Annotated in this window: 9 protein-coding genes; all 9 read right to left on the reverse strand. The window is 66.8% G+C overall.

Annotation, left to right across the window (positions count from 1 at the left end):
• Positions 1 to 16: 16 nt before the first annotated feature.
• Complete coding sequence (locus AC1DQR_RS25045) at positions 17 to 1,192, reverse strand: acetyl-CoA C-acetyltransferase (protein ID WP_416051925.1); 1,176 nt, start codon at positions 1,190 to 1,192, stop codon at positions 17 to 19.
• Between the two features lie 62 nt (positions 1,193 to 1,254).
• Complete coding sequence (gene phaC, locus AC1DQR_RS25050) at positions 1,255 to 2,946, reverse strand: class I poly(R)-hydroxyalkanoic acid synthase (protein WP_416051926.1); 1,692 nt, start codon at positions 2,944 to 2,946, stop codon at positions 1,255 to 1,257.
• A 59-nt stretch (positions 2,947 to 3,005) separates the two neighbouring features.
• A complete protein-coding gene (locus AC1DQR_RS25055) occupies positions 3,006 to 4,364 on the reverse strand; it encodes an NAD(P)/FAD-dependent oxidoreductase (protein WP_416051927.1) in 1,359 nt (452 codons plus the stop codon).
• A 13-nt stretch (positions 4,365 to 4,377) separates the two neighbouring features.
• Complete coding sequence (locus AC1DQR_RS25060) at positions 4,378 to 5,730, reverse strand: dicarboxylate/amino acid:cation symporter (protein WP_477133986.1); 1,353 nt, start codon at positions 5,728 to 5,730, stop codon at positions 4,378 to 4,380.
• A 57-nt stretch (positions 5,731 to 5,787) separates the two neighbouring features.
• On the reverse strand, positions 5,788 to 8,082 hold the full coding sequence (locus tag AC1DQR_RS25065; RefSeq protein ID WP_477133987.1) for an NADP-dependent malic enzyme: 2,295 nt from the start codon (positions 8,080 to 8,082) through the stop codon (positions 5,788 to 5,790).
• Between the two features lie 116 nt (positions 8,083 to 8,198).
• Positions 8,199 to 9,968, reverse strand: a complete 1,770-nt coding sequence (lpdA, locus tag AC1DQR_RS25070; RefSeq protein ID WP_416051930.1) for a dihydrolipoyl dehydrogenase — start codon at positions 9,966 to 9,968, stop codon at positions 8,199 to 8,201.
• 13 nt (positions 9,969 to 9,981) lie between these two features.
• On the reverse strand, positions 9,982 to 11,601 hold the full coding sequence (aceF, locus tag AC1DQR_RS25075) for a dihydrolipoyllysine-residue acetyltransferase (RefSeq protein ID WP_477133988.1): 1,620 nt from the start codon (positions 11,599 to 11,601) through the stop codon (positions 9,982 to 9,984).
• 20 nt (positions 11,602 to 11,621) lie between these two features.
• Positions 11,622 to 14,315 carry a pyruvate dehydrogenase (acetyl-transferring), homodimeric type gene (aceE, locus tag AC1DQR_RS25080; RefSeq protein WP_477133989.1) on the reverse strand — a complete coding sequence of 898 codons (2,694 nt, stop codon included), beginning with the start codon at positions 14,313 to 14,315 and terminating at the stop codon, positions 11,622 to 11,624.
• A gap of 218 nt (positions 14,316 to 14,533) precedes the next feature.
• A complete protein-coding gene (locus tag AC1DQR_RS25085; RefSeq protein ID WP_416051933.1) occupies positions 14,534 to 15,844 on the reverse strand; it encodes a dicarboxylate/amino acid:cation symporter in 1,311 nt (436 codons plus the stop codon).
• Positions 15,845 to 15,923 lie beyond the last annotated feature (79 nt).

Below are 15,923 nucleotides of genomic sequence, written 5' to 3' on the forward strand. Positions count from 1 at the left end.
TTGTCTTAGCGCTCGATTAGCGCTCGACGGCCAGCGCCACGCCCATGCCGCCGCCGATGCACAGCGACGCCAGGCCGCGCCTGGCATCGCGCCGCGCCATTTCATGGAGCAGGGTGACCAGGATGCGGCAGCCGGACGCACCGATGGGATGGCCGATGGCAATGGCGCCGCCATTGACGTTGATCTTGCTGGCGTCCCAGTCCATTTCCTGATTGACCGCGCACGCCTGGGCGGCGAAGGCCTCGTTGATTTCCATCAGGTCCAGGTCGTTGATGCTCCAGCCCGCCTTGTGCAGGCAACGCTGCGAGGCCGGGACCGGGCCCATGCCCATGATCGTGGGGTCAAGCCCGGCGCTGGCATAGGAGGCGATGCGGGCCAGCGGCGTCAGCCCCAGCTCGCGCGCCTTGCTGGCCGACATCATCAGTACCGCCGCCGCGCCGTCGTTCAGGCCAGAGGCATTGCCCGCGGTGACGGAGCCGGCCTTGTCGAACGCCGGCCGCAGGCCCGCCAGGGCATCGGCCGTGGTGCCGTGCTTGATGAACTCGTCGGTATCGAACACCACCGTGCCCTTCTTCGAGACGATCGAGACCGGCACGATCTCGTCCTTGAAACGGCCGGTCTTCTGTGCCAGCTCGGCCTTCTGTTGCGACGCGGCCGCGAACGCGTCCTGCTGTTCGCGCGAGATGTTGTAGGCCTTGGCCACGTTCTCGGCGGTGGTGCCCATGTGGTACTGGTTGAAGGCGTCCCACAGGCCGTCGACGATCATGGTGTCGGTCAGCTTCCAGTCGCCCATGCGCTGGCCGTCCCGCGAGCCTGCCAGCACGTGCGGCGACGCGCTCATGTTTTCCTGGCCGCCGGCGATGACGATATCGGCGTCGCCGCACTTGATGGCCTGGGCCGCCAGGTGCACGGCCTTCAGGCCGGAGCCGCAGACCTTGCCGATGGTCATGGCGGGCACGGTGTTGGGCAAGCCGGCCTTGATGGCGGCCTGGCGCGCGGGGTTCTGCCCGCTGCCAGCGGTCAGCACCTGGCCCAGCAGCACTTCGTCGACCATCTCGGGTTTCAGGCCGCTGCGTTCGAGCAAGGCCTTGATGACCGTGGCGCCCAGCTCGGGGGCCGGCACCTTGGCGAGCGATCCGCCGAACTTGCCCACGGCGGTTCTGGCTGCGGCGACGATAACAACATCTTCCATGTGACTCTCCTGGGTGAATCTGGGGGTAGGGTGGATAGCGGATTGACGGGGCGGCTAGCTAGCTAGCTGGCCTTCGCCTTGACGTAACGCCCGGGTGCGGGCTCGATCACGGGGTAAGCGGCGTTGCCGGGCGACCGGCGCGCAGCGGTGCGCGCGCCGGCGTGCTGCGCCAGCCAGCGGGTCCAGGCCGGCCACCAGCTGCCTTCGGCGCGCTCGGCACCGTCGAGCCAGCGTTGCGGATCGCTCTGGAGCGGCCCGGTCCAGTGGTGGCGCTTGCCTTTGGCCGGCGGGTTGATCACGCCGGCGATATGGCCGCTGGCGCCCAGCACGAAGGTCGTGGGCCCGCCCAGCAGGCGCGTGGTGGCATAGGCGCTGCCCCACGGCACGATATGGTCGTCATGCGAGGCATAGAGAAAGGCTGGCACCTGGACCCGGGCAAAGTCCACCGGCTCGCCGCACTGCACCGTGCCGCCGGGCACCCGCATGCGGTTCTCCAGGTAGGTGTTGCGCAGGTACCAGCAGTACATCGGCCCGGGCAGGTTGGTGTCGTCGCAGTTCCAGGACAGCAGGTCGAATGCGGGCGGCGCGCTCCCCTTCAGGTAGCTGTTGACGGCATAGGGCCAGATCAGGTCGTTGGCGCGCAGCGCCGCGAACACATGGGCCAGCTCGCGGCCGCGCAGCAGCCCGCCGCGGCCGATCGCGGCCTCGCGCATGGCGACCATGGCTTCGTTGACCAGCAGCCCGATCTCGCCCGTGTCGTGGAAATCCAGCATCGTGGTGAGCAGCGTGACGCTGGCCACCTTGTCCTCGCCGCGCGCGGCGGCTACGGCCAGCGCGCAGGCCAGCAGCGTGCCGCCCACGCAGAAGCCCAGCGTGTTGACGCGGTCGGCGCCCGTGATGTCTTGCGCCACGTCGATGGCGCGGAGCACGCCTTGCTCGAGATAGTCATCCCAGGTCAGGTGCCCCTGCGCCTGCGCCACGTTGCGCCAGGACACCAGGAAGACCGTATGTCCTTGCGCCACCGCATGGGCGACGAAGGAGTTCTCGGGCTGCAGGTCGAGGATGTAGAACTTGTTGATGCAGGGTGGCACGATCAGCAGGGGGCGCTGATGGACCTTGCCCGCGCCCGGCGCATACTGGATGAGCTGCATCAGCTCGTTCTCATGCACCACGGCGCCGGGCGTGGTGGCCACGTTGCGGCCAACCTCGAAGCTCTGCTCATCGGTCATGGAGACGCGCCCCTTGGCCAGGTCCTGCAGGAACAGGCGCATGCCCTCCACCAGGCTGGCGCCGCCGGAGTCCACGGCCAGCTGCAGCGCCTCGGGGTTGGTGGCCAGGCAGTTGGCCGGGCTGAGCGCGTCCAGCACCTGGCGCAGTGCAAATTGCCACTGGCCTTTGGTCTGCGCATCGGCCGGCGCTTGCTCGATCGCGCCTTGCAGCAGCGTGGCGTAGCTCTGGTAGTGGCGCACCGCCAGCGCGAAGCGCGGGTCATCGCGCCAGGCCTGTGCGGCAAAGCGCCGGTCCGCGGTGCCGGCAGGCTCGCCCGCCGGCCAGAGCGCACTCATTTGCCTGAAGGCCTGTTCCGGCCAGGCGGCGAGCGCGCGCGCTGCCGCCAGCATGGAGACCGGCGCGGGCGTGGTGTCGGCGTCCTGCGGTGCCTGGCCGGGAGCGGCGCCGAACGCGCGCAGCATGGTCTGTTGCGCGCTGAAGAGCTCGGCAATCCAGCGGGAGGGGTCGGGCGTGGGCGTGGTCATGGGGTCCGGATTTGTGCGGTTGCGTGTGCGTGTGTGTGTGCGGGACAGCGGCACCGGGTTCAGTGCAGCTTCACATGTGGCTCGGTGCGCCGGACGATGGAGCGCGCCAGCGTGTCCAGCGCCACCTTGGCAAAGCCGTGCAAGGCCAGTTCGTGCATCTTGTAGAGCGACAGGTACATCATCCGGGCGAACAGTCCCTCCACCATCAGGCTGCCGCCGATCAGGCCGCCCATCATGTTGCCCACGGTGCTGAACTCGCCCAGCGACACCAGTGAGCCGAAATCGCGGTAGCGGTAGTCGGCCAGCGGCTTGCCCGCCATGCGGGCGCGGACCTGCCTGACCATGTGCGAGGCCTGCTGGTGCGCGGCCTGGGCGCGCGGCGGCACGAACCCGCCCTTGCCCTGGTTGGCCTCGGGCCATGCGCACGCCGCGCAATCGCCGATCGCGAAGATGTTCTCGTCGCGGCTGGCCTGCAGCGTGGGATGCACCACCAGTTGGTTGATGCGGTTGGTTTCAAGGCCCGCCAGGTCCTTGAGAAAGTCGGGCGCTTTCACGCCCGCTGCCCATACCACCAGCTCCGCCGGCAGCAGGCGGCCATCGCCCAGCAGCACGCCGCCGGGCAGCACCTCGGCTACCTTGGCGTCGGTGAGTACTTCCACGCCCAGCTTGCGCAGCAGGCCCTGCGTGGCGCTTGAGAGGCGCGGCGGCAGCGCCGGCAGCACGCGCGGCGCGGCTTCGATCAGCGTGACGCGGATGTCCTTGTCGGCGTCGACCCGGTCCAGGCCGAAGGCCACCACCTCGCGGGTGGTGCGGTGCAGCTCGGCCGCCAGTTCCACCCCGGTGGCGCCGGCGCCGATGATGGCAACGTGCAGCTGCTGGGCCAGCAGGGGCGCGGTCTGCGCATGCGCGCGGATGCAGGCATTGACCATGCGCGAGTGAAAGCGCAGCGCGTCCGCGGCGGACTCCAGCCGCATGGCGTGCTCGTAGACGCCAGGGGTGCCGAAGTCGTTGCTCTGGCTGCCCACCGCGATAATCAGCGTGTCATAGCCAAAGGTGCGCGGCGGCGTGATCTGCGTGCCTTCGTCATCCACATAGGGCGCCACCAGCACCTCCTGGCGCTCCCGGTCCAGTCCCACCATCTCGCCGACGCGGTAGCGGAAGTGGTGCCAGTGCGATTGCGCGAGATAGCCCACTTCATGGGCGCTCATGTCCATGCTGCCGGCGGCGATCTCGTGCAGCTTGGGCTTCCACACGTGGGTGCGGGTTTTCTCGATCAGGGTGACTTCGGCTTGCCGGCGCCGGCCAAGGGTGTTGCCCAGCCGGGTGGCCAGCTCAAGCCCGCCGGCGCCGCCGCCGACGATGACGATGCGGTGCGGTGCCTTGACGCTGGCGTCGGGACGATAGGTGGAAGGTTTCATCGCGGCCTGCCGGTCACCGGGTCAGCGTGGTGCCGGAGGCCGGCATGCGTGCCACCATCGGATCGAGCACGGCCTCCGGCTCGTCGGCCTCGGCGTCCGATTCGTTGTCCAGCCGGCGGTGCATGCGCGCCACGTCCAGGTCGCCGGTCCATTTCGCYACSACCACCGTGGCCACGCCGTTGCCGATCAGGTTGGTCAGCGCGCGCGCCTCCGACATGAAGCGGTCGATGCCCAGGATCAGGGCCAGGCCCGCCACCGGCACATGGCCCACCGCCGACAGCGTGGCCGCCAGCACGATGAAGCCGCTGCCGGTGACCCCGGCCGCGCCCTTGGAGGTGAGCAGCAGCACGGCCAGCAACGTCAGCTGCTGCATCAGGCTCATGTCGGTATTGGTGGCCTGGGCGATGAACACGGCCGCCATGGTCAGGTAGATGGACGTGCCATCCAGGTTGAACGAGTAGCCGGTGGGGATCACCAGCCCCACGACGGACTTGCGCGCACCCAGGTTCTCCAGCTTGGCCATCATCCGCGGCAGCACCGATTCGGACGACGACGTGCCCAGCACGATCAGCAGTTCCTCCTTGATGTACTTGATGAACTTCCAGATCGAGAACCCATGCGCGCGCGCGATGCCGCCAAGCACGACAAAGATGAAGAACAGGCAGGTTGCGTAGAACGTTGCCATCAGCTGGCCAAGCTGCAGCAGCGAGCCCACGCCGTATTTCCCGATGGTGAACGCCATGGCCCCGAACGCCCCGATGGGGGCCACCTTCATGATGTAGCCGACGATGGTGAACAGCACATGCGAGAACTTCTCGATGAAGTCGAACACCAGCGTGCCGCGCCCGCCGAACTTGTGCAGCGCGAAACCAAACATCACGGCAAACAGCAGCACCTGCAGGATCTCACCCTTGGCGAAGGCGTCTACCACGGTATTGGGGATCACATGCAGCAGGAAATCCACCGTGCCCTGCATCTTGCCGGGCTCGGTGTAGGCGGCGATGCTCTTGGTATCGAGCGTGCTCACGTCGACATTCATGCCCGCCCCGGGCTTGACGAGGTTGATGATCACGAGACCCACCACCAGCGCAACGGCGCTCACCACCTCGAAGTACAGCAGCGCCAGCCCGCCGGTCTTGCCGACCTTCTTCATGTCCTCCATGCCGGCGATGCCGACCACGACCGTGCAGAAGATGATCGGCGCGATGATCATCTTGATCAGCTTGATGAAGCCATCGCCCAACGGCTTCATCGCCTCGCCGGCCTGCGGGTAGAAGTGGCCGAGGATCACGCCGATGACGATCGCGGTGATGACCTGGAAGTACAGGGATCGGTACAGCGGCTTGGGATGATTGTCATTGTCCATGGGTGTCTCCTCTTTGGGGTGTCGTGGTCGCCGGCGCCGGCGCCGTAGCGGGTCAGGTCAGTCGATTGCCCAGGCCGTTGCACGCTGCGCGCTGGCGTCGACCGTTGCCACGGCGCTCATGTTGACGATGCGGCGTACCGTCGATGACGACGTCAGGATGTGCACCGGGCGCGCGGCGCCGAGCAGGATGCCGCCCACCGTGATGCCGCCGCCCGCGGCGATGCGCATCAGGTTGTAGGAGATGTTGGCGGCATCCACGTTGGGCATCACCAGCAGGTTGGCTTCGGTGGGCAGGCAGGATTCGGGGAACTCGTGCTCCAGGATGTGCTTGGACAGCGCCGCATCGCCGCGCATCTCGCCTTCGACGGCCAGCGACGGCTCGCGCGCCTTCACCAGCGCCAGCGCCTCGCGCATCTTCACCGCGGCCGGCGCGGTGGAGCCGCCGAAGTTGGAGTGGGAGAGCAGGGCCACGCTAGGCGTGATGCCGAAACGCCTGACCGCCTCGGCCGCCAGCAACGTGATGTCGGCGATCTGCTGCGCCGTCGGATCCAGGTTGACGTGGGTGTCGCAGATAAACAGCTGGCGGCCCGGCAGCATCAGCATCTGCATGACGGCGAGCGTCTCGCTGCCGGGCTTGAGGCCGATGGTGTCCCGCACATAGCCAAGGTGGTCCTGGAAGCGGCCCACGGTGCCGCACAGCATGGCATCGGCCCGGCCTTGGCGTACCAGCATGGCGCCCAGCAGCGTACCGCGGCTGCGCACCTCCGCCTGTGCCAGCGCCCGCGAGACGCCGTCGCGGCAACTCAGCCGGTAGTACGCCTCGGCCGCGTCGCGGTAGACGGCGGGGTCCAGTGGATCCACGCACTCGCAATCCACGCCGGGCTGCAGGCGCAGGCCGAACTGCGCGATACGCTGGACGATCGCATTGGGGCGGCCCACCAGCAACGGGCGCGCGATGCCCTCATCGATCACCACCTGGGCGGCGCGCAGCACGCGCTCGTCCTCGCCTTCGGCGTAGATCACCCGCTTGGGCGCGCGTTTGGCAGCGGCAAACACCGGCCCCATGGCGCTGCGCGACTGGTAGACAAACTGGCCCAGGCGCTGGCGATACGCCTCCATGTCAGCGATCGGGCGCGTTGCCACGCCGCTGTCCATCGCGGCCTTGGCCACGGCGGGCGCGACCGCTTCGATCAGGCGCGGGTCGAACGGCTTGGGAATCAGGTATTCGGCGCCGAAGCGCAGGCCCACCGCGCCGTAGGCCTGGGCCACCACTTCGGGGATTTCCGCGTGCGCCAGTTCGGCGATGGCGCGCACGGCGGCCAGCTTCATCTCCTCGTTGATGGTGGTGGCGCCGACGTCCAGCGCACCGCGGAAGATAAACGGAAAGCACAGGACGTTGTTGACCTGGTTCGGATAGTCCGAGCGCCCGGTGCCCAGGATGGCATCGGGACGCACCGCCAGCGCATCCTCCGGCGCGATCTCCGGCGTGGGGTTGGCCATGGCCAGGATGATCGGGTCGCGCGCCATCACCTTGACCATGTCCGGCTTGAGCACGCCGCCGGCCGACAGCCCCAGGAAGATGTCCGCGCCGCCGATGATGTCGGCCAGCGTGCGCGCGGATGTGTCCTGCGCATAGCGCGCCTTGTTCGGGTCCATCGCCTCCTTGCGGCCCTGATAGACCACGCCGTTGCTGTCGGAAACGAACACGTTGCCGATCGGCAGGCCCAGGTTGACGATCAGGTCCAGGCAGGCCAGTGCCGCGGCGCCGGCGCCGGATGCCACCAGCTTGACCTCGGCGATATCCTTGCCAACGTGCTTGAGCGCATTCAGGATGGCCGCGGCGGCCACGATGGCCGTGCCGTGCTGGTCGTCATGGAASACCGGGATCTTCATGCGCTCGCGCAGCTTCTTCTCGATGTAGAAGCACTCGGGCGCCTTGATGTCTTCCAGGTTGATGCCGCCAAAGGTCGGCTCCATGCGGGCAATGGTGTCGATCAGCGCGTCCGGATCGTCCTCGGCCAGTTCGATGTCGAACACATCGATGCCCGCGAACTTCTTGAACAGGCAGCCCTTGCCCTCCATCACCGGCTTGCCCGCCAGCGGCCCGATATTGCCCAGGCCCAGCACCGCGGTGCCGTTGGTAATCACGGCGACCAGGTTGGCGCGCGACGTGAGGTTCATCGCCTCGGCCGGATCGCGCACGATCTCCATGCAGGCGTCGGCCACGCCGGGCGAGTAGGCGAGGGCGAGGTCGCGCTGCGTGGCCATTGCCTTGGTCGGCGTCACGGAGATCTTGCCGGGCGTGGGGTAGCGGTGGTAGTCGAGTGCGGCTTCGCGAAGGTTTTCGGTCATGGTTGTCTCTGTGGCTCGGTCAGGGCGCCAGATCGGCGATAGACGTTCTTGTGATCTCTTGGACGTAGCGCACGGCGCAATTGCCGCGCCGTGCGCCTGTCGCTTATTTCTTCTTCTTATTTCTTCTTCACAGGCGGCAAATCGGTGCAATGCCCTTCAAACACCTCGGCCGCCATCCCGATGGATTCGCCCAGCGTCGGATGCGGGTGGATGGTCTTGCCGATATCGGCGGGTTCGCAGCCCATCTCCACGGCCAGGCAGATCTCGCTGATCAGGTCGCCGGCATGCGTGCCGACGATGCCACCGCCAATCACGCGATGGGTGGCTTCGTCGACGAGCAGCTTGGTGAAGCCTTCGTCGCGGCCGTTGGCGATGGCCCGGCCCGAAGCGGCCCACGGGAACACGGCCTTGCCGAACTTGATGCCCTCTGCCTTGCACTGGTCTTCGGTCTTGCCGGCCCAGGCCACCTCGGGATCGGTGTAGGCAACCGACGGGATCTGCCGCGCGTCGAAGAAGGCGGGCTCGCCGTGCGCGGCCTCGGCGGCCACATGCGCTTCATGTACCGCTTTGTGCGCCAGCATCGGCTGGCCGACGATGTCGCCGATCGCATGGATATGCCCGACGTTGGTCCGCATCTGCTTGTCGACCTCGATGAAGCCGCGCTCGGTGACGGCCACGCCGGCTTTGTCCGCGCCGATGGACTTGCCGTTGGGGCTGCGGCCCACTGCCACCAGCACCGCGTCGTAGACCTGCGGTGCGGGTGCCTCCTTGCCCTCGAAGCTGACCTCGATGCCCGCCGCGGTGGCCTTGGCCCCCACCGTCTTGGTCTTGAGCATGACGTGGTCGAAGCGGTGCGCGTTCTTCTTCTCCCACACCTTGACCAGGTCGCGGTCCGCGCCTTGCATCAGGCCATCCAGCATCTCCACCACGTCGATGCGCGTGCCCAGCGTGGAGTAGACCGTGGCCATCTCCAGCCCGATGATGCCGCCGCCCACCACCAGCATGCGCTTGGGGATCGACTTGAGCAGCAGCGCGCCGGTGGAATCGACCACGCGCTCGTCGTCGGGCATGAACGGCAGCTTCACCGCCTGGCTGCCCGCGGCGATGATGGCCTTGGCGAACTTGATCACGCGCTTGCCGCCATCGGCCGCCACCACTTCCAGGTGATACGGATCGAGGAAGCTGCCGACGCCGGTCACCACCTCGACCTTGCGTGCCTTGGCCATGCCGGCCAGGCCGCCGGTCAGCTTCTTGATGACGCTGTCCTTGAAGCCGCGCAGCTTGTCCAGGTCGATCTCGGGCGCGCCGTAGCGGATGCCGTGGTCCGGCAGGGTCGCCACTTCATCCATGACCGATGCGGTGTGCAGCAACGCCTTGGAGGGGATGCAGCCCACGTTGAGGCAGACACCGCCAAGCGTGTCGTAGCGCTCCACCAGGACAGTCTTCATGCCCAGGTCGGCGCTGCGGAACGCGGCGGAGTAGCCACCGGGGCCGGCGCCCAGCACCAGCATTTCGCATTCCATGTCCGCCTTGCCGGTGTAGCTGGCAGCGTTGGGGACGGGCGCGGCGGCTGGCGCTGGCTTGGGCGGCGCCGTTGGGGCCGCAGGCGTTGGCGCGGCGGGCGCGGCAACGGTTGCGGCGGCCTCGGCAGCCTCCACCACCAGGATCACCGATCCCTCGCTCACCTTATCGTTGACCTTGACGGCAATCTCCTTGACCACGCCAGCGTGGGTGGATGGGATCTCCATCGAGGCCTTGTCGGATTCGACCGCGATCAGGCTGGTATCCACGGCGATGGTCTCGCCGGGCTTGACCATGACCTCGATCACCGTGACATCCTTGAAATCGCCGATATCCGGCACTTTGACTTCGACACGTTGAGTCATTGCAGCGCGCCCCTCAGAACAGCACACGCCGCAGATCGGCGAGCAGGTTGGCAAAATGGACATTGAAGCGGGCAGCCGCGGCGCCGTCGATGACACGGTGGTCCCATGACAACGACAGCGGCAGCGTCAGGCGCGAAGCCCAGTTCTTGCCGTCGCTGGAGTGCTGCTTCCAGAAGCTCTTGCATACGCCCATGATCGCGACCTCGGGCGCGTTGATGATGGGGGTGAAGTTGATGCCGCCGATGCCGCCGAGCGAGCTGATGGTGAAGGTGCCGCCCGACATCTGGTCGGGCTTGAGCTTGCCCTCGCGCGCCAGCTTGGCCAGCTCGCCCATCTCCCGCGCGATATCGGGGACGCTCTTCTTGTCGACGTCGCGGATCACCGGCACCATCAGGCCGTTGGGTGTGTCAGCCGCAAAGCCGATGTGGTAGTACTGCTTGAGCACCAGGGTGTCGCCGTCCAGGCTCGCGTTGAACTCGGGGAATGCCTTGAGCGTGGCCACGGCCGCCTTCATCATGAAGGGCAGCATGCTGATCTTGACGCCGCTCTTCTCCAGCTCCTTGTTCATCTGCACGCGGAATTGCTCGAGGTCGGTGATATCGGCTTCGTCGTGCGTGGTGACGTGTGGGATCACCACCCAGTTGCGGTGCAGGTTGGCGCCCGAGATCTTCTTGATGCGGCTCAGTTCCTTGCGCTCGACCGGGCCGAACTTGGCGAAGTCGACCTTGGGCCACGGCAGCAGGTCCAGGCCGGCGCCGCCACCCGCAGGCGCGGCGGCGGGCCTGGCGGCGGGCGCCACGGCGCCGCCCGGGCGGGCGAACGCCTCTACGTCGGCGCGCAGGATGCGGCCATGCTCGCCGCTGCCGCGCACCTTGCCCAGGTCCACGCCGGTCTCCCGGGCGAGCTTGCGCACTGCCGGGCTGGCGTAGGCAAGGGCAAAAGCGGTTTCGTCGACGCCACCGGATGCGGCGGTGGCGGTGGCAGCAAGCGCGGCTGCCACGGCGGGCGCGGCGCCCGGCGCCGTCGCTGCCGTCGCCGCTGTCGTCGCTGTCGTCGCTGTCGCCGCCGGCGCATCGCCGGTGGCCAGCGCCATGATGATGCTGCCTTCGCTGACGGTGTCGCCCACCTTGACGCGGATCTCCCGCACCACGCCGCCCAGCGGCGCCGGCACGTCCATGGTGGCCTTGTCGGACTCCAGCGACAGCAGCGCGTCTTCCGCCTTCACGGTATCGCCGACCTTGACGAAGATCTCGATCACCGGGATGTCCTTGAAGTCGCCGATATCGGGAATGCGCACTTCGGCCAGCCCGGCGGGCGCGCTGACCGGGGAGGGCGGCGCGCTCACGCTGGGCTTGGTGGCTTGCGCCGGCGCGGCGGCGGCAGTGCCGGCCCCATTGCCCTCGAACTGCATCAGCACGCTGCCTTCGCTGACGGCATCGCCCAGCTTGACGTGGATCTGCTTGACCACGCCGCCGTGCGGCGCGGGCACTTCCATGGTGGCCTTGTCCGACTCCAGCGAGACGAGCGGGTCCTCGGCCTTGACCAGGTCTCCCACCTTGACGAACAGCTCGATCACCGGCACGTCCTTGAAGTCCCCGATGTCGGGCACCTTGATTTCAATGGCTTGGTTCATTGTCTTTATTCCTTCGCCTGTCAGACCGTCCACGGCGCCGCGCGCTCGCTATCCACCCCGTACCTGGCAATGGCCTCGGCCACCACCGCGGGCTTGATCGCGCCGTCATCGCACAGCGCCTTGAGCGCGGCCACGGCCACGTGGTAGCGGTCCACCTCGAAGAAGCTGCGCAGCTTGGCGCGGTAGTCGCTGCGGCCAAAGCCATCGGTGCCGAGCACCACGTAGCGGCGCCCGGCGGCGTGCACGTACTCGCGCACCTGGTCGGCGTAGTTGCGCATGTAGTCGGTGGAGGCGATCACCGGGCCGTCATGGCCTGCCAGGCTCGCCTCGACCCAGCTCTTGCGGCGCGGCTCGCTGGGGTGCAGCAGGTTCCAGCGCTCCGCGGCCATGCCGTCGCGGCGCAGTTCGTTGTAGCTGGGAGCGCTCCAGATGTCGGCGGTGACGTTGAAGTCTGCCTTCAGCAGCTCGGCCGCCGCGATCACCTCGCGCAGGATGGTGCCGCTGCCCATCAGTTGCACGCGCAGCCCGCCCTTGCCGGCCTTGCCACCGTCCTTGAGCAGGTACAGGCCCTTGAGAATGCCTTCCTCGGTGCTGGCGCCGGCGCCCGCTTCGGCCAGCCCCGGGTGCGTGTAGTTCTCGTTCATCAGGGTGATGTAGTAGTACACATCCTCCTGCTGCTCGTACATGCGGCGCATGCCCTCGCACACGATGGTCACCACTTCATAGGCGAAGGTGGGGTCGTAGGAGACACAGTTCGGGATGGTGCCGGCGATGATGTGGCTATGGCCGTCCTCGTGCTGCAAGCCTTCCCCGTTGAGCGTGGTGCGCCCGGCGGTGCCGCCCAGCAAGAAGCCGCGCGCGCGGATATCGCCCGCCAGCCACGCCAGGTCGCCCACCCGCTGCAGCCCGAACATCGAGTAGTAGATGTAGAACGGGATCATCGGCACGTTGCTCGTGCTGTACGAGGTCGCGGCCACGATCCAGCTGGACATCGCGCCACCCTCGTTGATCCCTTCCTGCAGCACCTGGCCGTCCTTGGACTCGCGGTAGTACATCAGCTGGTCGGCATCCTGCGGCTTGTAGAGCTGGCCGACCGACGAATAGATGCCCAGCTGGCGGAACATGCCTTCCATGCCGAAGGTGCGCGATTCGTCGGGCACGATGGGCACCACGTGCTTGCCAATGGCCTTGTCCCTGACCAGCGTGCCCAGCATCTGCACGAAGGCCATGGTGGTGGAGATCTCGCGCTCGCCGGTGCTGTCCAGCAGGCGCTGGAAGTTGGACAGCGGCGGGATCTCCAGCGAGGTCGACTTGCTGCGGCGTGCCGGGAGGTAGCCGCCCAGCGCCGCGCGCCGGGCGCGCAGGTACTGCATCTCCGGGCTGTCCTCGGCCGGCTTGATAAAGGGCACGTCGGCCAGTTGCTCGTCGCTGACCGGAATCTGGAAGCGGTCGCGGAAGCCGCGCAGGGCGTCCTGCGTCATCTTCTTGGCCTGGTGGGCGATCATCTGGCCTTCGCCGGATTCGCCCATGCCATAGCCCTTGACCGTCTTGGCCAGGATCAGCGTCGGCTCGCCGGTATGCTTCACGGCCGCCGCGTAGGCGGCAAACACCTTCTCGGGATCGTGGCCGCCGCGCGTGAGGCCCCAGATCTCGTCATCGCTCATGTCGGCGACCAGCGCCTTGAGTTCCTCGTACTTGCCAAAGAAGTGCTCGCGCACATAAGCGCCGCTCTTGCTCTTGAAATCCTGGTACTCGCCGTCGACGCATTCCTCCATGCGCTTTAGCAGCAGGCCGCTCTTGTCCTTGGCCAGCAGCTTGTCCCAGCCGCCGCCCCAGACCACCTTGATCACGTTCCAGCCGGCGCCACGGAAGACCGATTCGAGCTCCTGGATGATCTTGCCGTTGCCCCGCACCGGGCCGTCCAGCCGCTGCAGGTTGCAGTTGATGACGAAGATCAGGTTGTCCAGCCGCTCGCGGCCGGCCAGCGAGATCGCGCCCAGCGATTCGGGCTCGTCCATCTCGCCGTCGCCCATGAAGGCCCAGACCTTGCGCGCCGCCGTGTCCGCCAGGCCACGGCCTTGCAGGTACTTGAGGAAGCGCGCCTGGTAGATCGACATCAGCGGCCCCAGGCCCATCGATACGGTGGGGAATTGCCAGAAGTCCGGCATCAGCCAGGGGTGCGGGTAGGAGGACAGCCCGGTGCCCCCGGTCTCTTGCCGGTAGCCCAGCAACTGCTGCTCGGTGAGCCGCCCTTCGACAAAGGCGCGGGCATAGATACCCGGCGCGCTGTGGCCCTGGATGTAGAGCAGGTCGCCGCCGTGGGTGTCGGTGGGTGCGTGCCAGAAGTGGCCAAAGCCGATGTCGTAGAGCGTGGCCGCCGACTGGAAGCTGGCGATGTGGCCACCCAGCTCCGACGATTCCTTGTTGGCGCGCAGGATGATCGCCATGGCGTTCCAGCGGATGATCGAGCGCAGGCGATGCTCGATGGCGCGGTCGCCGGTCGATTGCGCTTCGTCCTTGGGGGCGATGGTGTTGCGGTAGCCCGTGGTCAGGGAGCGCGGCACATAGAGGCCATCGCGCCGCGCCTCGTCCACCAGCGTATTGACCAGCTGGTTTGCGCGTTCGGCTCCGCGATGTTGCGTTACCGCTTGCAAGGACTCCAGCCATTCCGCGGTCTCGATAGGATCGAGATCGCCCGCTTCTCGTGCGCTCATAGTGTCTCCACGTGTTCTGTTTTGGTTGTGTCGGGTGCTGCAGTGGCAGATCTGTTCAGCAAGAGACATGCCACTGCAAACGCAGTCATGCGGGTTGTGCAAGTCATTGATTGGAAAGGAAACCCGCCCTGGCCGGCCGGCTGCCCGGTCGGGAATCCATATTCAGGCGGGGTGATCGTTATGAGTTTTCATGCGAGGCCGTCAGGGAATACCCGCGCCTAGCCGGCCCGGGGTTGTTGCGACGGCGCTTGCGCAATGTCCTCGGCCTCCAGGGCAGCCACGGTATCGGGGTCCTGCGTGGCGCCAAGCTCGCCTTCCCATTTGGCAACGACGGCCGTGGCGATGCTGTTGCCGATGACGTTGGTGGCGGTGCGGCCCATGTCGAGGAACTGGTCGATGCCCAGGATCAGCAGCAGGCCAGCTTCCGGCAGGTTGAACATCGGCAGGGTTGCCGCCACTACCACGATGGAGGCACGGGGCACACCGGCGATGCCTTTGCTGGTGACCATCAGCACCAGCAGCATGGTGATCTGCTGGGTCAGGCTCATCTCGATGTTGTAGGCCTGGGCGATGAACAGCGCGGCAAATGCCTGGTACATCATCGAGCCGTCGAGGTTGAACGAGTAGCCCAGCGGCAGCACGAAGCCGGTCACCTTGTTGGGCACCCCGAACTTCTCCATCTGCTCCATGGTCTTGGGGTAGGCCGCCTCGCTGCTGGCGGTGGAGAACGCCAGGATCGTCGGTTCGCGGATCAGCTTGAGCAGCGTGAACACCCGCCCACCCAGGAACAGGTAGCCCGCCGCGGTCAGCACCAGCCACAGCACCAGCAAGCCCAGGTAGAAGCCGCCGATGAACTTGCCGTAGGTAAACAGCACGCCAATGCCCTGCACCGTGATGGCGGCGGCTACGGCGGCAAACACGCCGAGCGGCGCGAAGCGCATCACAAAGTCGGTGACGCGCAGCATGATCGCCACCAGTTCCTCGATCGACGCCACCAGGTGATGGCCCACCTTGCCCTTGAACGACGCAATGGCAAAGCCAAAGAACAGCGAGAACACCAGGATCTGCAGGATCTCGTTCTGCGCCATCGCCTCGAACACGCTCTTGGGGAAGACGTGCGTGATGAAGTCCTTCAGGTTCAGCGTGGAGGTCTTGAGGTTGGTGGCCGTGCCGATTTCGGGTAGTGGCAGGTTCAGTGCATGCCCGGGTTGCAGCAGGTCCACGAAGAACATGCCGAGCAGCAGCGATATCAGCGACGCGGTGATGAACCAGCCGAGCGCCTTGATGCCGATGCGTCCCACGGCGCTGGCGTCTTTCATGCCGGCGATGCCTGCCACCAGCGTGCCGAACACCAGCGGCGCGATGATCATCTTGATCAGCCGCAGGAAGACGTCGGTGACGATGGAGAAGTAGCCGGCGATCTCCTTGGCCATTGCCGCATCGGGCACGAAGCGGTTGCAGAGGTAGCCGGTGACGATGCCCAGGACCATGGCAATCATGATCCGGGTTGTGAGCTTGTTTGCCTTCATGATGCGTTGTCTCCAGGGGTTGCGGCCAGATCCTGGTCTGACCGTCGGTATCGGGGCAGGGCGGGGCCGGCGGGCCGTG

It is taken from the genome of Cupriavidus sp. 05L411 (genome assembly GCF_056398045.1).